An 18,507-nucleotide genomic window follows, 5' to 3' on the forward strand; every position below is an offset into this window, starting at 1 on the left:
CGCGCCCGACGGGGAAGTCCCGCGGGCGCGGCGCAGTGCTATGCTTCGCGACGGTTTCCCTCGTCCTCTTTTCCGCTCTCTTTCAGCCGTGCTCTCGTTCCTGCTGAAGCTGCGCACTCGCGCCCAAACGCTGTTCCGCCTGTCGGACGCCCATACGATGCTGATCTGGTCGGCCATCGTCGGCGTCGGCGGCGCCTTCGCCACGATGGCGTTTCGCGAAGGCATCGACCTGATGCAGCACCTGATCTCGGGGCACAGCGGCAGCTTCGTGCAGATGGCGAGAAGCCTGCCGTGGTACGTGCGGTTCTGGATGCCGGCCGCGGGCGGCTTCCTCGCCGGCTGCGTGCTGCTGCTCGCGACACGCGGCGACAGGAAATCCGGCAAGACCGACTACATGGAAGCCGTCGCGCTCGGCGACGGCATCGTGCCCGTACGGCAGAGCCTGTGGCGCAGCGTGTCGTCGCTGCTGACCATCGGCAGCGGCGGCTCGATCGGCCGCGAAGGCCCGATGGTGCAACTCGCGGCGCTCGCCGCGTCGCTGGTCGGCCGCTTTGCGCACTTCGATCCGCCGCGCCTGCGCCTGCTCGTCGCGTGCGGCGCCGCGGCCGGCATCACGTCGGCGTACAACGCACCGATCGCAGGCGCGTTCTTCGTGTCCGAAATCGTGCTCGGCACGATCGCGATGGAAAGCTTCGGGCCGATGGTCGTCGCGTCGGTCGTCGCGAACATCGTGATGCGCGAATTCGCCGGCTACCGGCCGCCTTACGAGATGCCGGTGTTCCCGGCCGTCACCGGCCCCGAGGTGCTGCTGTTCGTCGTGCTCGGCGCGCTGTGCGGCGTGCTCGCGCCGCAGTTCCTGCACCTGCTCGACGCGTCGAAGAACCAGTTCAAGCGGCTGCCCGTGCCGCTGCCGGTACGGCTCGCGATCGGCGGCCTCGTCGTCGGCGTGATTTCGGTGTGGATTCCGGACGTGTGGGGCAACGGCTACAGCGTCGTGAACCACATCCTGCATTCGCCGTGGACCTGGCAGGCGCTCGTCGCGGTGCTGGTGTTCAAGATCGTCGCGACCGCCGCGACGGCCGGCTCCGGCGCGGTCGGCGGCGTCTTCACGCCGACGCTGTTCGTCGGTGCGGTGTTCGGCTCGCTGTTCGGGCTCGCGATGAACACGCTGTGGCCGGGCCACACGTCCGCGTACTTCGCGTATGCGATGGTCGGGATGGGTGCGTTCATGGCAGGCGCCACGCAGGCGCCGCTGATGGCGATCCTGATGATCTTCGAGATGACGTTGAGCTACCAGGTCGTGCTGCCGCTGCTGGTGTCGTGCGTGTTCGCGTATTTCGTCGCGCGTGCGACGGGCACGACGTCGATGTACGAGATCACGCTGCGTCATCACCAGGACGCGGAAGAACGGGTGCGCCTGCGCACCACGCAGATGCGCCAGTTGATCCAGCCCGCGCAGACGGTCGTGCCGCTTACCGCGAGCGTGGCCGACATGACGCGCGTGTTTCTCGAATATCCGGTGAAGTATCTGTACGTGACCGACGACACCGGGCGCTTTCGCGGCGCGGTCGCGCTGAAGGACATCACGTCCGACCTGCTCGACAAGCGCGACACGACCGACAAGACGGCCGCGCACTACGTGCATACGCCGTTTCCGCTGCTCACGCCCGACATGCCGCTCGCGACCGCGCTCGAACGTTTCATGGCGTTCCAGGGCGAACGGCTGCCGGTGATCGAAAGCGAAGCCGAGCCGACGCTCGCGGGCGTGGTCTACAAGACCTCGCTGCTCGACGCGTACCGGCGGATGACGGGCGAGCGCTGACGGGCTCGGTGCACGCGACCCGGTGTTGCGTGCGCTGCGCCCCGCATCCTCGGCGAACACCCCCCTAAACTACGCGCCGCGCGCCTGAACGCTCAGTCCGGCGCGCGCCCCAGCACGACCCGTGCGAAGAACCCTGCGAGCACCGATTCGGCCGCGTCGGCCGACACGTGCTGCGGATCAGCTGTGTAAAACGACTGCACGCCGTCGCACAGGCACATCAGGCCGAACGCGAGCGTCTCGGCCGGCAACAGCAGCGGCGTGCCCGCGCGCTCGGCGAAGCGCTGGATGAATTCGGCCATCTGCAGCCGCTTGCCGTGCAGGAACTGATTGAAGCGCACGCGAAACTTCGCGTCGCGCGCCGCCTGCAGCTTTGCCTCGCCCCACAGCAGCGAATATTCGTCGTCGCGAAACAGCGTCCGGTAGTACGCGAGCGCCATCGACTCCATCTGCTCGCGCGGGCCGCCTCCCTCGAAGATCGCTTCGAAATCGGCCCGTACCGAATCATGGTCGCGCGCGAGCAGTTCGAGCAGCAGCTCCGACTTGCTGCGGAAATTCGAATAGAACGCGCCGCGTGTATAGCCGGCTGCCGCCGCGATGTCCTCGACGCTCGCGGCGACATAGCCTTTCTTCATAAAAATCCTGTGTGCGGCATTCAGCAGACGTTCGCGCGTCTGGTCCCTGCTCTGCTCGCGAGTTAGGCGCTGTGGTTTCATGTCGCGCAGTCTAGCACCAACTCCCTTTCGGATTCATTTTTGCATTTGGATACATGTGTGTATTAGAATCCACCGCAGTTTCCGAACGACCTCGTTCGGCTCTGTTCGTGCGCGCCGAGGCCGGCGCCACTCGGGGCAAGCGCCCGTCGCGCTTGCCGGCTTCGTTCCGCTCACACCTGATCTGGGGGTTTCGTGAATCGCTCCGGTTCCCGCGCCGCGCTGCTGCTCGGCGCCGCGCTCGTCCTCGCCGCCTGCCATCCGAAGGAGGCCGCGCCGCCCGCGCCGCGCCCCGTCGTCGCGCTGCCAGCGCATGCCGACGATGCAGCGCCCGCGCACACGCTGCCCGGCGAGATCCAGCCGCGCTACGCGACGCCGCTGTCGTTCCGCATCGCAGGCAAGATCGTCGAGCGCAAGGTGCGGCTCGGCGATACGGTAAAGGCCGGCCAGGTCGTCGCACTGCTCGATCCGTCCGACGTCGAGAAGAACGCCGCGAGCGCGCAGGCGCAGCTCGATGCCGCGTCGCACGGCCTCGCGTTCGCGAAACAGCAGCTCGACCGCGATCGCGCGCAGGCGCGCGAGAACCTGATCGCGACCGCACAGCTCGAGCAGACCGAGAACAGCTACACGTCGGCGCTTGCGCAGCGCGACCAGGCGCAGCAGCAGCTCGCGCTCGCGAAGAACCAGCTCCGCTATGCGACGCTCGTCGCCGATCACGCGGGCACCATCACCGCCGAACAGGCCGACACCGGCCAGAACGTGTCGGCCGGCCAGGCCGTCTACCAGCTCGCCTGGTCGGGCGACGTCGACGTCGTCAGCGACGTGCCCGAGGCCGCGCTCGCGTCGCTCGCGCCCGGTCACGCGGCCAGCATCACGCTGCCGTCGCTGCCGGGCCGCCAGTTCGCGGCCAAGGTGCGCGAAATCGCACCGGCCGCCGATCCGCAAAGCCGCACGTATCGCGTGAAACTCACGCTCGCCGCGCCCGATCCGGCCGTCCGTCTCGGGATGACCGCGAACGTCGCGTTCGACGGCGCGCCGGCCGCCGGCAACGCAGTGACCATCACGCTGCCCGCGACCGCGCTGTTCCATGACGGCCCGCATCCGGCCGTATGGATCGTGCGCGCGAAGGACGACACGCTCGAGCTGCGCCGTGTCGACGTCGCGCGCTTCAACGAACGCACCGTCACCGTGTCGCACGGGCTGCAGCCGGGCGAGCGCGTCGTGCTGCAGGGCGTGCACACGGTCAGCGCGGGGGAGAAAGTGCGCGCGATCGCGCCGCTGCATCCGGAGGACTTCGCGTCATGAGCGGCTCCCGTGAAGAAGGCCGGTTCAACCTGTCGGCGTGGGCGCTGCGCCACCAGGCGCTGGTCGTCTACTTGATCGCGCTCGCGACGCTCGCGGGCATCCTCGCGTACACCCGCCTCGCGCAATCCGAAGACCCGCCGTTCACGTTCCGCGTGATGGTGATCCGCACGTTCTGGCCCGGCGCGAGCGCGCGCCAGGTGCAGGAGCAGGTGACCGACCGGATCGGCCGCAAGCTGCAGGAAACGCCGGCCATCGACTTCCTGCGCAGCTATTCGCGCCCCGGCGAATCGCTGATCTTCTTCACGATGAAGGATTCGGCGCCCGTGAAGGACGTGCCCGAGACCTGGTACCAGATCCGCAAGAAGGTCGGCGACATCGGCTATACGCTGCCGTCAGGCGTGCAGGGCCCGTTCTTCAACGACGAGTTCGGCGACGTCTACACCAACATCTGGACGCTCGAAGGCGACGGCTTCACGCCCGCGCAGCTTCACGATTACGCGGACCAGTTGCGCACGGTGCTGTTGCGCGTGCCGGGCGTCGGCAAGGTCGACTACTTCGGCGACCCCGACCAGCGCATCTTCATCGAGGCCGACAACGCGCAGCTCACGCGCCTCGGCATCTCGCCGCAACAGCTCGGACAGGCGATCAACGCGCAGAACGACATCTCGTCGGCCGGCGCGCTGACCACCGCCGACGATCGCGTGTTCGTGCGGCCGAGCGGCCAGTTCGACAACGTCGCGGCGATCGCCGACACGCTGATCCGTATCAACGGCCGCACGTTCCGGCTTGGCGACCTGGCCACCGTGAAGCGCGGCTACGACGATCCGCCCGTCACGCAGATGCGTGCGAACGGTCATGCGGTGCTCGGCATCGGCGTGACGATGCAGCCCGGCGGCGACGTGATCCGGCTCGGCAAGGCACTCGACGCCGAATCGAAGGATCTGCAGGCGCAATTGCCGGCCGGCCTGAAGCTGACGCTGGTGTCGAGCATGCCGCATGCGGTGGCGCATTCGGTCGACGACTTCCTCGAAGCCGTCGCCGAAGCGGTCGCGATCGTGCTGGTCGTGAGCCTCGTGTCGCTCGGGCTGCGCACCGGAATGGTCGTGGTGATCTCGATTCCGGTCGTGCTCGCCGTCACCGCGCTCTTCATGTACCTGTTCGACATCGGGCTGCACAAGGTGTCGCTCGGCACGCTGGTGCTCGCGCTCGGGCTGCTCGTCGACGATGCGATCATCGCGGTCGAGATGATGGCCGTGAAGCTCGAGCAGGGCTACAGCCGCGCCCGCGCCGCCGCGTTCGCCTACACCAGCACCGCGTTTCCGATGCTGACCGGCACGCTCGTCACGGTATCGGGCTTCCTGCCGATCGCCCTCGCGAAATCGAGCACCGGCGAATACACGCGCTCGATCTTCGAGGTGTCGGCGATCGCGCTGATCGCGTCGTGGTTCGCGGCCGTCGTGCTGATTCCGCTGCTCGGCTATCACCTGCTGCCCGAGCGCAAGAAGCACGCGCACGAGGCGCATCTGCCGGACGATCACGAGCACGACATCTACGACACGCGCTTCTACACGCGGCTGCGCGGCTGGATCGACTGGTGCATCGAGCGGCGCTTCGTCGTGCTGCTGATCACCGGCGCCCTCTTCGTCGTCGCGCTGATGGGCTTCACGCTCGTGCCGCAGCAGTTCTTCCCGAGCTCCGACCGTCCCGAGCTGCTGGTCGACCTGCGGCTGCCCGAAGGCGCGTCGTTCGCGGCGACGCTGCGCGAAACGGAGCGCCTGGAAAAGGTGCTCGACAGGCGACCCGAGATCGATCATTCGGTGAACTTCGTCGGCAGCGGCGCACCGCGCTTCTACCTGCCGCTCGACCAGCAGCTTCAGTTGCCGAACTTCTCGCAGTTCGTCGTCACCGCGAAATCGGTCGAGGATCGCGAAAAGCTCGCGACCTGGCTCGAAACCACGCTGCGCAACCAGTTTCCGGCCGTGCGCTGGCGCCTGTCGCGGCTCGAGAACGGGCCGCCCGTCGGCTACCCGGTGCAGTTCCGCGTGAGCGGCGACGATATTGCAACGGTACGCTCGATCGCCGAGAAGGTGGCGGCGACGATGCGCGGCGACGCGCGCGCGGTCAACGTGCAGTTCGACTGGGACGAGCCCGCCGAGCGCTCGGTGCGCTTCGAGCTCGACCAGAAGAAGGCGCGCGAGTTGAACGTCACGTCGCAGGACGTGTCGAGCTTCCTCGCGATGACCCTGTCCGGCACCACCGTCACGCAGTATCGCGAACGCGACAAGCTGATCGCGGTGGATCTGCGCGCGCCGCGCGCGGACCGCGTCGATCCGGCCCGGCTCGCGGGCCTCGCGATGCCGACGCCGAACGGTCCGGTGCCGCTCGGCTCGCTCGGCCGCTTCACGCCGACGCTCGAATACGGTGTCGTGTGGGAGCGCGACCGCCAGCCGACCATCACCGTGCAGTCCGACGTGCGCGCCGGCGCGCAGGGCATCGACGTGACGCATGCGATCGACGCGAAGCTGAATGCGTTGCGTGCGCAACTGCCGGTCGGCTATCAGATCAACATCGGCGGGTCGGTCGAGGAAAGCGCGAAAGCGCAGGCATCGATCAACGCGCAGATGCCGCTGATGGCGATCGCCGTGTTCACGCTGCTGATGATCCAGTTGCAGAGCTTCTCGCGCGTGCTGATGGTCGTGCTCACCGCGCCGCTCGGCCTGATCGGCGTGGTCGGCACGCTGCTGCTGTTCGGCCAGCCGTTCGGCTTCGTCGCGATGCTCGGTGTGATCGCGATGTTCGGGATCATCATGCGCAACTCGGTGATTCTGGTCGACCAGATCGAGCAGGACATCGCCGCCGGCCACGGACGCTTCGACGCGATCGTCGGCGCGACCGTGCGACGCTTCCGACCGATCACGCTGACCGCCGCGGCCGCCGTGCTCGCGCTGATCCCGCTGCTGCGCTCGAACTTCTTCGGGCCGATGGCCACCGCGCTGATGGGCGGGATCACGAGCGCGACCGTGCTGACGCTGTTCTACCTGCCCGCGCTGTACGCCACGTGGTTCCGCGTAAAGCGCGACGAACGCGATCCGCGCGACGGCCCGCCCACCGACGGCAGCACGCCTGCCGCGCCGTCGGGAGCCTGATCATGGAATTGTCGATGAACCTGAAAACGAAGGCCGCACGGGCGCTCGCGGCCGCGACCCTCGCCGGCCCGCTCGCCGGCTGCGCATGGTTCGCGCCGAGCGGCGAGCCGCCCCCGATGCCGTCGCCCGCCCACTACGGCGCCACGCCGCAAGTGCAGCAGACGGTTGCCGCGCAAGGCGTCGCGCAGCAGTTCGAGGTCGGCGCGCAACCCGTGCCCGACTGGTGGACGCAGTACCGCTCCGATGCGCTGAACGCGCTCGTCGACGAAGGGCTGCGCAACAGCCCGACGCTCGGCGCGGCGTCGCATTCGCTCGATGCCGCGCGCGAACAGTTGCGCGGGCAGATCGGCAGTTCGATGCTGCCGTCGATCGATGCGGGCGGGCAGGCCACGCGCCAGCGCGCGCTGGGCGTACCGATTCCGGCGCTCGGCGCGCCGACGCTGCTGTACGACACCTTCGTCGGACAACTGCAGGCGAGCTACACGATCGACCTGTTCGGCGCGGCGCGCTTCGCGAACCGCGCGCTCGCCAAACGCGTCGACGTCAGCGCGTTCCAGCTCGAATCGGCGCGGCGCGCGCTCGCCGCGAACATCGTCACCGCATCGATCACGGTCTCGGTGCTCAACGCGCAGATCGCGACGACCGAGCGGCTCGTCGCGCTCGCGAACGACCAGGCGCACGACGCGCAGCGCCGCTATGCGCTCGGTTCGGCATCGCGCAGCGACGCGCTGACCGCGCAGCAGAGCGCGGACACGTTCGCGGCCAGCCTGCCCGCGCTGCGCCAGCAGCGTGACTCGGCGCGCCATGCGCTCGCTGTGCTGATCGGCCGTACCCCCGACCAACCGCCCGCCGATCTCACGCTCGCCGACCTGCACCTGCCCACGCAGGTGCCCGTGGTCGTGCCGTCGGTCCTGCTACAAAGCCGCCCCGACGTCCAGGCCGCCGATGCGGGGCTGAAGGCGGCCGCCGCCGAAGTCGGCGTCGCGACCGCGCAGATGTTCCCGCAACTGTCGCTGTCGGCGGCGCTGGGCAAAGGCGGCTTCAGCTGGCCGGCGATGCTGTCGGGCGCCGGCGCGATCTGGAACGTCGGTGCGTCGCTGAGCCAGCCGCTGTTCCACGGCGGTGCACTGCTCGCGCAGCGCCGGGCGGCCAAGGCGACCTACGAGGCCGCGGTCGACCAGTACAAGCAGACCGTGCTGGCCGCGTTCCAGAACGTCGCCGATTCGCTCGCCGCGCTGGAGCACGATGCGGAAGCGCTCGATGCGTCGTCGCGCGCCGCGCTGTCCGCGCGCGGCGCCTACGACGACGCGGCCGCCCGCGTGCGGCTCGGCGCGTTGCCGCCGTCGGCCGCGCGTGCGAGCGAACTGCAGTACCGCAATGCGCGGCTCGACGAGATCCGCGCGACCGGCGCGCGCTTCGCCGACACCGCGCGGCTCTACCAGGCGATGGGCACGTCGCCGGTCGCCCCGGCCGGCAACGCCGCGAAGGCCGGGAAAGCCGACGCAGCCGGCAACGTGGATCAAAACACCCCCGGCGCCCAGGCAAGCACGGGCATACCCGACGCGCCGCCGTCACCGCAATAACGACATCACGCGCCCTTCGTGTCGGGCCGACGGCGCGCGGAGCCACCCCGCGCGCCGATGTGCGATCTTCCGCTTGACCCTCACGTAGCGTAACGTTCGAGACTCCAGTGTGCGCACCGAACGGAGGACACCATGCGGCTGAAAGTGGGAGAACTGGCGAAGCGGAGCGGACTGACCGTCCGCACGCTTCATCACTATCACGCGATCGGCTTGCTGACGCCTTCGGCGCGTGCCGACAACGGCTACCGGCTGTACGACCGCGACGACATCGCCCGGCTCCACAAGATCCAGACCCTGCGTCGCTTCGGACTGTCGCTCGCCGAAATCGGCGACCACCTGAACCAGCCCGGCACGCCGCTCGTCGAGCTCGTCGCTAAGCAGATCGCGTCGCTCGACCACCAGCTTGCGCAAACCGCGCAGCTGCGCGAACGGCTCGTGCATCTGCACGCGCAGCTCGCCGCGGGCGCGGAGCCGGAGCTGGCCGACTGGCTCATCACACTGGAGTTGATGACCGTGTACGACCAATATTTTTCCGAGGAAGAACTCGCGCGCCTGCCGATGTACCGCAAGAGCCAGACCGGCGACGCGGAATGGATCGCGCTCGTCGCCGACGTGCGGGCACTGCACGACGCGGGCGTGCCGCCCGAGGACGAGCAAGCGCGCGCGCTCGCCGATCGCTGGATGACGCTGCTCGTGCGCGACACGAACAACGATCCGCGCCTGCTGGCCAAGCTGAACCTGATGCACGAGCGCGAGCCGTCGATGCAGGCGCAGATCGGCATCTCGACCGGGTTGCGCGACTATGTGCTGAAAGCGGTGGCCGAGACCAAGATGCGGATCTTCGAGACGTATCTGGCGCCGGACGAAATCCGTTTCATGCGAGCGCACTATGGCGAGCGCGCGATGGAGTGGCCGCAGTTGATGGCGGACGCGCGCGATGCGATCGAGGCCGGTGCACAGCCCGATTCGCCGGAAGGCCGTGCGCTCGCGAAACGCTGGCTCGACCTGTTCTGCAGCTATGCTGGCCACGATCCCGCCACGCATGCGAAATTCCGCAAGGCGATGATGACCGAGCCGGTGCTGACGAAGGACGCATGGGTCGACGGCACGCTGCTCGGCTTCATGCGCGAGGCGATGGCGCAACTCGCGCCCGCACGCTGATCGCACGACGTCGACGTCGCGGACGGCGCGTGGCGGTTTCGCGCGCCGCCCGGCGAGCCGTCGTGTCAGAGCACTGTCGTCGCACCCTCAGCGTGATCGACATGCACTGAACCACCCGCCAGCCCGGGCACTCAACGATAGTCCTGCAGGCTGATCGCATGCCAGTGCTTCGTCATGTAGCGCAGGAACACGGGCTGCGCCTTCAGGTCCGCACTCGGCGCGGGTGCCGCACCGCCGTCCATGAACTTGCCTTTGACCGTGACGGTCTCCTCGCCGCGCAGCACGTATTTCGTCCCCTGGTCGATCAGGAAGTACTTGACCTGGTCCGCGCTGACGTCGCCGCGGCAGCCAATCTTGTATGCGAACAGGAACTGCTTGCGACCGTTGCCGAGCAGGTCGGTCATCTCGACCGAAGCCGGCACGACGTCGAGGATGACGTCGACCGGGCATTCCTTCACATAGTCGCGCACCGTCCAGTCGGGCCGGCCGTCGAGTGTCGCGGATACCTTGAGCTGCACGTCGTCGCCGGACTCGGTCCGGGCGAATGTCACCGCATGCGCGCCCAGCGCATCGGTCCACGCATATTCGGCAGCCTGCGCCGGGTTGGCCAGCGCAGCGGCGGCCAGAAACATGCAGCGGGAAAGGAGATGGCTCTTCATCGGCGATGACGTTGGAATCGAACGCGCCATTATCGACAAAGCCGCCTGTGGCCGCCAGGTACCACGACGCTACGCTGCGCTCACCCGCCGCGCATCCCGATCCCGAGCGCCTTCATCCGCCGATACAGCGTCCGCTCGCTCATCCCGACGTGCTCGGCCAGCGCCTTGCGCGTGCCTTCGAACGTGCCGGCAATGCGCACGAGCTCCGCGTCCGGCATGCCGCGCGATTCCGCCGCGCGCGTGCGCGGCGCCGCCGATGCCGCGACCAGCTCGGCCGGCAGATGCTCGACGCGAATCGTCCCGTCGTCCGCGAACAGGCACGCGCGCTCGAGCACGTTGCGCAGCTCGCGGATGTTGCCGGGCCACGCGTACGCGTCGAGGCACGCGCGTGCGCGCTCGCTCAGCACGAACGGCCGCGCCCCGGCATCGCCCGCGCCGGCGCGCGCATTCGCGATCCGCCGCAGGATCGATTCGGCCAGCAGCGCCACGTCGCCGCGCCGTTCGCGCAGCGCGGGCAGCGGAATCGGAAACGCGTTGATCCGGTAGTACAGGTCCTGTCGGAACCGGCCGTCGTCGATCATCTCGCGCAGCGGCTTGTGCGTCGCCGCGACGAGCCGGAAATCCGCGCGCAGCGCCTCGACGCCGCCGACGCGCCGGAACGTCCCCGACTCGATCAGCCGCAGCAGCTTCACCTGCATCGGCAGCGGCACGTCGCCGATCTCGTCGAGAAACAGCGTGCCGCCCTGCGCGGTCTCGACGAGGCCCGGCTTGCGCTGGTTCGCGCCGGTAAAGGCGCCCTTCTCGTAGCCGAACAGCTCACTTTCGAACAGCGTCTCGGCGATCCCCGAGCAATCGACGACCACGAACGGCCCCATCGCGCGATCGCTCGCCTCGTGCAACGCCCGTGCGAACAATTCCTTGCCGGTGCCTGACTCGCCGAGCAGCAGCACGGGCAGCGTCGACGGCGCGACCCGCTGCAGCGCGCCGAGCGCCGCATTGAACGCGTCGGCGCCGCCGACGAGCCCTTCCGCGCTCGGCTGCGCCGACGCACTGCGCACCGTCGTCAGCCGCTCGACGTATGCGATCACGGTGCCGCTCGCATCGAAGATCGGCCGCAGTTCGACGTCGACGTGCTCGGGGCCGCGCGGCGTATGGTGGATGTGCAGCACGCGGTTCAGGCTGCGCGATTCGCGCGCCTGCTTCATCGGGCAATGCTCGCCGGCCTGGTCGCACGGCACGTCGTAGTGATGCGACACCTGGAAGCAGTGCCGGCCCACGTGCTCGACGCCCGCCACGCCGAACTGGCGACGATACGCATCGTTCGCTGCGAGGATGCGGTAATCGGGATCGACGACGATCATCGGCTGCGGGTCGTGCTCGAGATACGCGACGAGCGCGCGCACGTCGGGCATCACATCGCGCGGCGGCGCGGGAACGATCGGAATGGTGTCGTGCGGATGCATGCGGAGGCTCGAAAGCGGATGACCGGACGGGCTGCCAGGTCGACTGCCAATTCTGCCACGACACTGCCAGAAGTGGCAGTCCACATGGGCAGCAGCGCGCCCCCAGCCGTGGCAGATCGTCTCGATCGCATCGAAAAGTCGAGCCAAATCAATTACCTGCTACATCTTCGTGCACGACGTTGCCGATTGGCACGCTTCTTGATCATGAGATTCCCGATTGCAGATGCAGAACCCGATCGAGGACATTCCCGTGAGCCCTACTCCCACGCTGTCGGTCGAAGGCTTTTTCGACCCGGCGACCCACACCGTCAGTTATCTGCTGCTCGATACGGCGAGCCGCGCGTGCGCGTTGATCGACAGCGTGCTCGACTACGATCCGAAATCCGGCCGCACGCACACGGCCAGCGCCGACCGGTTGATCGCGCGCGTCGCCGAACTCGGCGCGACCGTGCACTGGCTACTGGAGACGCACGTGCATGCCGACCATCTGTCGGCCGCGCCGTACCTGAAGGCGCACGTCGGCGGCCGGATCGCGATCGGCTCGCACGTGCGCCGCGTGCAGCACGTGTTCGGCACGCTGTTCAACGCCGGCCCCGGCTTCGCGCAGGACGGCAGCCAGTTCGACCGGCTCGTCGACGACGGCGACACGCTCGCGCTCGGCACGCTGACGATCCGCGCGCTGCACACGCCGGGCCATACGCCCGCGTGCCTGACCTACTGCGTCGACGACGCGACGCGGCGCGCGGCCTTCGTCGGCGACACGCTGTTCATGCCCGACTACGGCACGGCCCGCTGCGACTTCCCCGGCGGCGACGCACGCACGCTGTACCGCTCGATCGCACGCGTGCTGGCATTGCCGCCGGACACGCGCCTGTATCTGTGCCACGACTACCAGCCGGGCGGTCGCGACGTGCAGTACGTGACGACCGTCGCCGAGCAGCGCCGCGCGAACGTGCACGTGAAGGACGGCGTGACCGAGGACGCGTTCGTCGACATGCGCACCGCGCGCGACGCGACGCTCGACATGCCCGTGCTGATGCTGCCGTCCGTGCAGGTCAACATGCGCGCCGGCCACCTGCCCGAACCCGAAAACAATGGCGTGCGCTACCTGAAGATCCCGCTCGACGCGATCTAAGCCGCAGCCGCGACCGGAGAATCCCCGACATGAACATCCGCAAGCTGACCGACACGCTGTCGGTCTCACCCCAGATCGCCGCGACCGACCTGCCCGCGCTGCGTGCGGTCGGCATCCGCGCGATCATCTGCAACCGCCCCGACGGCGAAGGCGCCGACCAGCCGACCGTCGCCGAGATCCGCACCGCCGCCGCGCCGCTCGGCATCGCCGTGCATTACCTGCCCGTCGATACGGGCAAGGTCACCGACGACCAGGCCGCGCAGTTCGGCGCGCTCGTCGCGTCGCTCGCCGGCCCGCTACTCGCGTACTGCCGCAGCGGCACGCGCTCGGCGACGCTGTGGGCGCTGTCGCAAGCCGGCCTGCGCCCGCTGAACGACATCGTCGCGACGGCCGCCGCGGCCGGCTACGACCTCAGCGCACTCGCGTCGCGCCTCGTACAGGGCGGCCGGTACGCCGCGCCGGCCGTCGACGCGCGGCACGACATCGTGATCGTCGGTGCGGGCGCGGCCGGCGTCGCGGTCGCATCGAGCCTGCTCGCACGCGACGCGTCGCTCGATATCGCGGTGATCGACCCGGCCGATACCCACTACTACCAGCCCGGCTGGACGATGGTCGGGGCCGGCGTGTTCCAGCCGGAAACGACCGCGCGCCGGATTGCCGACCTGCTGCCGCGCGGCGTGAAATGGATCCAGGCCGCCGTCGCCGGCTTCGAACCCGACGCGCACACGGTCGTGCTCGACGGCTGCCGGCGCATCGGCTACCGCAAACTCGTCGTGTGCCCGGGGCTCAAGCTCGACTGGCACGCGATCGACGGTCTCGCCGACACGCTCGGCCGCAACGGCGTGACGTCGAACTACCGCTACGATCTCGCACCGTACACGTGGGAACTGGTGCAGGCGTTCCGCGGCGGCAATGCGCTTTTCACGCAGCCGCCGATGCCGATCAAGTGCGCGGGCGCGCCGCAAAAGGCGATGTACCTGTCGTGCGATCACTGGCGGCGCACCGGCCGCCTCGGCACGGCGAACGTCGAATTCCTGAACGCAGGCGGCGCGCTGTTCGGAGTCGCCGACTACGTGCCTGCGCTGATGGAGTACGTGAAAAGCTACGACATCGCGCTGTCGTTCGGCCACAACCTCGTCGCGATCGACGGGCCGGCGCGACGCGCGACGTTCACGCGCACGCTGCCCGGCGGCGGCACCGAGACCATCGAGCGCGCGTTCGACATGATCCACGTCGTGCCGCCGCAGAAGGCGCCCGATTTCGTGCGCGCGAGCCCGCTTGCCGACGCGGCCGGCTGGATCGACGTCGATCCGGCGACGCTGCGCCACAAGCAGTTCGAGAGCGTATTCGCGCTCGGCGACGTCACCAATACGACCAACGCGAAAACCGCCGCGGCCGCCCGCAAGCAGGCGCCCGTCGTCGCGCACAACGTGCTCGCGTCGCTCGGCCGCGCGCAAGGCCATGCCACTTACGACGGCTACGGCTCGTGCCCGCTCACCGTCGAGCGCGGCAAGATCGTGCTCGCGGAATTCCTGTACGGCGGCAAGGTCGCGCCGACGTTCCCCTCCTGGCTGATCGACGGCAAGCGCCCGTCGCGGCTGGCATGGCTGCTCAAGGAGCGCGTGCTGCCGCCGATCTACTGGAAGGCGATGCTCAAGGGCCGTGAATGGCTTGCGAAACCCGCGATCGCACGTTGACCCACCGGATGACGCCATGCTGATTTCCCTCGTACTGGGCGGCTTCGTCGGCGCCGTGCTCGGCCTCACCGGCGCGGGCGGCGGCATTCTCGCGGTGCCCGCGCTCGTCGTCGGGATGGGCTGGCCGATGCAGCAGGCCACGCCCGTCGCGCTCGTCGCGGTGGCGGGCAGCGCCGCGCTCGGTGCGCTCGAAGGCTTTCGCCGCGGGCTCGTGCGCTACCGCGCGGCGCTGCTGATGGCCGTGGCAGGCGTGCCGCTCACGACGCTCGGCGTGAAGCTCGCGCACGTGCTGCCGCAACACGTGCTGCTGGCGTTGTTCGCGCTGACGATGCTGGTCGTCGCTGTCCGCCTGCTGCGGCAGGCGCTGCGCAACGCGCCCGGCGACGCGGACGAGTCGCGGCTGTGCGTCGGCCGCGTGAATCCCGACACGGGCCGGCTCGTGTGGTCCTGGCCGGTCGGTCTCGCGCTCGCGTCGACCGGCGCGGTGACGGGCCTGATGACGGGGCTGCTCGGCGTCGGCGGCGGGTTCGTGATCGTGCCGATGCTGCGCAAGTTCACGAACGTGTCGATGCACGGCGTGGTCGCGACGTCGCTGATGGTGATCGCGCTGGTCGGCACCGGCGGCGTGTTCGCGACGCTGGTGTCGGGCACGCGCGCGCCGCTGGACATGATGCTGTGGTTCACGGTCGCGACGGCCATCGGCATGGCGGCCGGTCGCGGCGCGTCGCGGCATCTGTCCGCGCGACACGTGCAGGTCGGCTTCGCGGCCGTCCTCGTGTGCGTCGCGCTCGGGCTGCTGGCGAAGGCCGCATTCGGCGCGTAACCTCCAACCTGCATCGGCCAGACAAAACGCCCGGCCCGACTGATCGTCGGCGCCGGGCGTTTTTCGTTGCGTCGGCAACCGGTGCGTCAGGTCGCGAACGCGGCCATCCGCTTGCGCTCCTGACGCAGCATCACGAAGTTCGCGATCACGACGCCGGCCGTCACCGCGATGATGAACAACGTCGCGAGCGCGTTCATCTCCGGATTCAGGCCGAGGCGCACGCGCGAAAACACGACGAGCGGCAGCGTCGTCGAGCCCGGGCCCGACAGGAACGCCGACAGCACGAGGTCGTCGATCGACAACGTAAACGACAGCAGCCAGCCCGCGATCAACGCCTGCGAGATCAGCGGCAGCGTGATCGTGAAGAACACCTTCAGCGGCGTCGCACCCAGATCGAGCGCGGCTTCCTCGAGCGACGGGTTCAACTCGCGCACGCGCGACTGCACGATGATTGCGACGTACGAGATGCACAGCATCACGTGGCCGAGCCAGATCGTGAACACGCCGCGCTCGGCCGGCCAGCCGATCCACTTCGCCAGTTCGATGAACAGCAGCAGCAGCGAGATCCCCTGGATCACCTCGGGAATCACGAGCGGCGCGTTGATCATCCCGCTGAACAGCGCGAAGCCGCGAAAGCGGCCCATGCGCGCGAGCACGAAGCCGGCCCACGTGCCGATGAACACCGACGCGAACGCGGTCATCACGCCGATCTTCAGCGACAGCCATGCGGCGGTCAGCAGTTCATCGTCCTGCACGAGCGCCGAGTACCAGCGCAGCGAGAAACCCGACCACACGGTGACGAGCTTCGACTCGTTGAACGAATAGACGATCAGGCTGACGATCGGGATGTACAGGAACGCGAAGCCGGCGAACAGTGCCGCGAACTGCAGGTAACGATTCGGCTTCATCGACGGCGGCCCTCCTGCTCCTTCGCCTGGAAGTGCTGGAACATCGCCATCGGCACGAGCAGCAGCAGCACCATCGCGCAGGTCACGGCCGACGCCATCGGCCAGTCGGCGTTGTTGAAGAACTCGTTCCACATCACGCGGCCGATCATCAGCGTGTTCGCGCCGCCGAGCAGTTCCGGAATCACGTACTCGCCGACCGCCGGAATGAACACCAGCAGGCAGCCCGCGATGATCCCGTTCTTCGACAGCGGCAGCGTGATCTGCACGAACGCCTTCCACGGCTTCGCGCCGAGGTCGTACGCGGCTTCGAGCAGGCGCAGGTCCATCTTCACGAGGTGCGCGTACAGCGGCATCACGAGGAACGGCAGGTACGAATAGACCATCCCGATGTACACCGCATAGTTCGTGCGATACAGCTCGATCGGCGTATGGGTGAGCCCGATCCACATCAGGAAATTGTTCAGCAGCCCGTTGTTCTTCAGGATCCCGATCCAGGCGTACACGCGGATCAGGAACGACGTCCAGAACGGCAGCATCACGCCCATCATCAGCAGGTTGCGGGACGCGGGGTTCGAGCGCGCGATGTAGTACGCCATCGGATAGCCGAGCAGCAGACACAGCAGCGTCGTGATCGCGGCCACCCAAACCGAGTTAACGTAGGTCGCGAAATACAGGCTGTCCGTAAACAGGAACGCGTAGTGCGACAGGTTCAGCGCGATGTGCACCACGCCGTCGGTGTAGGACGCGAGTTCCGTATACGGCGGAATGCCGAGCTGCAGCTCCGCGAAGCTGATCTTCACGACCAGCACGAACGGCACGAGGAAGAACAGCACGAGCCACGTGTATGGCCCCGCGACGACCGCGGAGCCGCCCGTCAGGTTGAAGCGCCGCACGGGCCATGCGAGCAGGGACTTGAGCGTGCTCATGACGTCAGCACCACGCCTGCCGTCGCGCTCCAGCGCACGTAGATTTCGTCGCCGAGCGCCGGCGTCTCGAGCTCGGTGATCGCGAGGCTCGACACGTTCGCGATCACCGTCTTGCCCGCGTCGAGCAGCACGTGATACAGCGAATAGCCGCCCATGTACGCGACGTTGCTGATCTTGCCGTGCGCCCAGTTGAACGCGCCTTCGGGCGGCTTGCGCGTGAGCGCGATCCGTTCGGGGCGCACCGACACCGTGACCGGCATCCCGAGCGGGCCCGTGATCCCGTGGCTCACGTAAAGCCGGCTCGGCAGCTCCGGCGATTCGATGTACACGTGATCGGGTTCGTCCTCGACGGTGACGCCGTCGAACAGGTTGGTCGAGCCGATGAACTCGGCCGAGAAGCGGCTGTTCGGATATTCGTAGACGTCGTTCGGCGAGCCGATCTGCACGATCTGCCCTTCGCTCATCACGGCGAGCCGGTTCGCCATCGTCATCGCTTCTTCCTGGTCGTGCGTGACCATGATGCAGGTGACGCCGACCTTCTTCAGGATGTTGACGAGCTCGATCTGCGTGCGCTGGCGAATCTGCTTGTCGAGCGCGGACATCGGCTCGTCGAGCAGCAGCACCTTCGGACGCTTCACGAGCGAACGCGCGAGCGCGACGCGCTGCTGCTGGCCGCCCGACAGCTGGTGCGGCTTGCGCTTCGCGTACTTGCCCATCTGCACGAGGTCGAGCGCCGCGGCCACACGCTCCTTCAGCTCGGCCTTCGGCGTGCCTTCCTGCTTCAGGCCGAACGCGACGTTCGATTCGACCGACATGTGCGGAAACAGCGCATACGACTGGAACATCATGTTCACGGGCCGCTTGTACGGCGGCATCTGCGCGAGGTCCTCGCCGTCGATCAGGATCTTGCCCGACGTGACCGTCTCGAGGCCCGCGAGCATCCGCAAGAGCGTCGACTTGCCGGAACCCGAACTGCCGAGCAGCGCGAACAGCTCGCCCTGGCGCACCGTGAGGTTCACGTTGCGCACCACCTCGGTCTCGCCGAATTTCTTGACGACGTCGACGATCTGGACAAAGTTCTCGGCGCGCGCATCCGCGCCGGACGAAGGAACGAAGGACGGCGCACCCGCGACCGGCGCACCCGACTGGCTATTCATGATCTGCTGCTT

14 protein-coding genes are annotated in these 18,507 nt (G+C 68.2%); 8 read left to right on the forward strand and 6 right to left on the reverse strand.

The features are described from left to right. Positions 1 to 88: 88 nt before the first annotated feature. The gene (locus tag DIE13_RS28885) at positions 89 to 1,822 is read left to right on the forward strand and encodes a ClcB-like voltage-gated chloride channel protein (protein ID WP_199568439.1); all 1,734 of its coding nucleotides are present in this window, start codon (positions 89 to 91) and stop codon (positions 1,820 to 1,822) included. A gap of 92 nt (positions 1,823 to 1,914) precedes the next feature. Here the strand turns inward: DIE13_RS28885 and DIE13_RS28890 are convergent, their stop codons facing one another. Beyond that, a complete protein-coding gene (locus DIE13_RS28890; protein WP_124830457.1) occupies positions 1,915 to 2,535 on the reverse strand; it encodes a TetR/AcrR family transcriptional regulator in 621 nt (206 codons plus the stop codon). 192 nt (positions 2,536 to 2,727) lie between these two features. On the opposite strand from DIE13_RS28890, the gene DIE13_RS28895 reads away from it, so the two are divergent. The 4 genes from DIE13_RS28895 to DIE13_RS28910 all read left to right on the forward strand — a co-directional run bounded on the left by DIE13_RS28895 (position 2,728) and on the right by DIE13_RS28910 (position 9,727). Then, the gene (locus DIE13_RS28895; RefSeq protein ID WP_124830458.1) at positions 2,728 to 3,837 is read left to right on the forward strand and encodes an efflux RND transporter periplasmic adaptor subunit; all 1,110 of its coding nucleotides are present in this window, start codon (positions 2,728 to 2,730) and stop codon (positions 3,835 to 3,837) included. After that, positions 3,834 to 6,983 (forward strand): efflux RND transporter permease subunit, encoded by a 3,150-nt coding sequence (locus tag DIE13_RS28900; RefSeq protein WP_124830459.1) that lies wholly within the window; start codon positions 3,834 to 3,836, stop codon positions 6,981 to 6,983. The genes DIE13_RS28895 and DIE13_RS28900 overlap by 4 nt, the downstream gene beginning before the upstream one ends. Positions 6,984 to 6,985: 2 nt before the next feature. Continuing rightward, on the forward strand, positions 6,986 to 8,566 hold the full coding sequence (locus DIE13_RS28905; protein WP_124830460.1) for an efflux transporter outer membrane subunit: 1,581 nt from the start codon (positions 6,986 to 6,988) through the stop codon (positions 8,564 to 8,566). Between the two features lie 132 nt (positions 8,567 to 8,698). Next, entirely contained in the window at positions 8,699 to 9,727 is a 1,029-nt protein-coding gene (locus DIE13_RS28910) for a MerR family transcriptional regulator (protein WP_124830461.1), read from the forward strand. Positions 9,728 to 9,858: 131 nt separating this feature from the next. On the opposite strand, the gene DIE13_RS28915 is transcribed toward DIE13_RS28910, so the two are convergent. Both DIE13_RS28915 and DIE13_RS28920 read right to left on the reverse strand, forming a co-directional pair. Then, the gene (locus DIE13_RS28915; protein ID WP_124830462.1) at positions 9,859 to 10,386 is read right to left on the reverse strand and encodes a M949_RS01915 family surface polysaccharide biosynthesis protein; all 528 of its coding nucleotides are present in this window, start codon (positions 10,384 to 10,386) and stop codon (positions 9,859 to 9,861) included. An 80-nt stretch (positions 10,387 to 10,466) separates the two neighbouring features. Next, positions 10,467 to 11,849, reverse strand: a complete 1,383-nt coding sequence (locus tag DIE13_RS28920) for a sigma-54-dependent Fis family transcriptional regulator (RefSeq protein WP_124830463.1) — start codon at positions 11,847 to 11,849, stop codon at positions 10,467 to 10,469. Positions 11,850 to 12,072: 223 nt separating this feature from the next. Here DIE13_RS28920 and DIE13_RS28925 point away from each other — a divergent pair, with 223 nt between their 5' ends. The 3 genes from DIE13_RS28925 to DIE13_RS28935 are packed head-to-tail and all read left to right on the forward strand — an operon-like array spanning position 12,073 to position 15,504. Further along, positions 12,073 to 12,984, forward strand: coding sequence for an MBL fold metallo-hydrolase (locus DIE13_RS28925; protein ID WP_261323848.1), 912 nt, complete (start codon positions 12,073 to 12,075; stop codon positions 12,982 to 12,984). Between the two features lie 29 nt (positions 12,985 to 13,013). Continuing rightward, positions 13,014 to 14,681, forward strand: coding sequence for a bifunctional protein tyrosine phosphatase family protein/NAD(P)/FAD-dependent oxidoreductase (locus tag DIE13_RS28930; protein WP_124830465.1), 1,668 nt, complete (start codon positions 13,014 to 13,016; stop codon positions 14,679 to 14,681). Positions 14,682 to 14,697: 16 nt separating this feature from the next. Further along, complete coding sequence (locus tag DIE13_RS28935) at positions 14,698 to 15,504, forward strand: sulfite exporter TauE/SafE family protein (RefSeq protein ID WP_096505191.1); 807 nt, start codon at positions 14,698 to 14,700, stop codon at positions 15,502 to 15,504. A gap of 86 nt (positions 15,505 to 15,590) precedes the next feature. On the opposite strand, the gene DIE13_RS28940 is transcribed toward DIE13_RS28935, so the two are convergent. From DIE13_RS28940 to DIE13_RS28950, 3 genes are read right to left on the reverse strand one after another with little or no spacing between them, the layout of a single operon-like run. Continuing rightward, positions 15,591 to 16,412 carry an ABC transporter permease subunit gene (locus DIE13_RS28940; RefSeq protein ID WP_096505189.1) on the reverse strand — a complete coding sequence of 274 codons (822 nt, stop codon included), beginning with the start codon at positions 16,410 to 16,412 and terminating at the stop codon, positions 15,591 to 15,593. After that, complete coding sequence (locus DIE13_RS28945; RefSeq protein WP_124830466.1) at positions 16,409 to 17,338, reverse strand: ABC transporter permease subunit; 930 nt, start codon at positions 17,336 to 17,338, stop codon at positions 16,409 to 16,411. The genes DIE13_RS28940 and DIE13_RS28945 overlap by 4 nt, the downstream gene beginning before the upstream one ends. Next, entirely contained in the window at positions 17,335 to 18,495 is a 1,161-nt protein-coding gene (locus DIE13_RS28950) for an ABC transporter ATP-binding protein (protein WP_124830467.1), read from the reverse strand. The genes DIE13_RS28945 and DIE13_RS28950 overlap by 4 nt, the downstream gene beginning before the upstream one ends. Positions 18,496 to 18,507 lie beyond the last annotated feature (12 nt).

Origin of the sequence: Burkholderia sp. Bp9016 (assembly GCF_003857765.1) — a bacterium.
Lineage (GTDB): Bacteria > Pseudomonadota > Gammaproteobacteria > Burkholderiales > Burkholderiaceae > Burkholderia.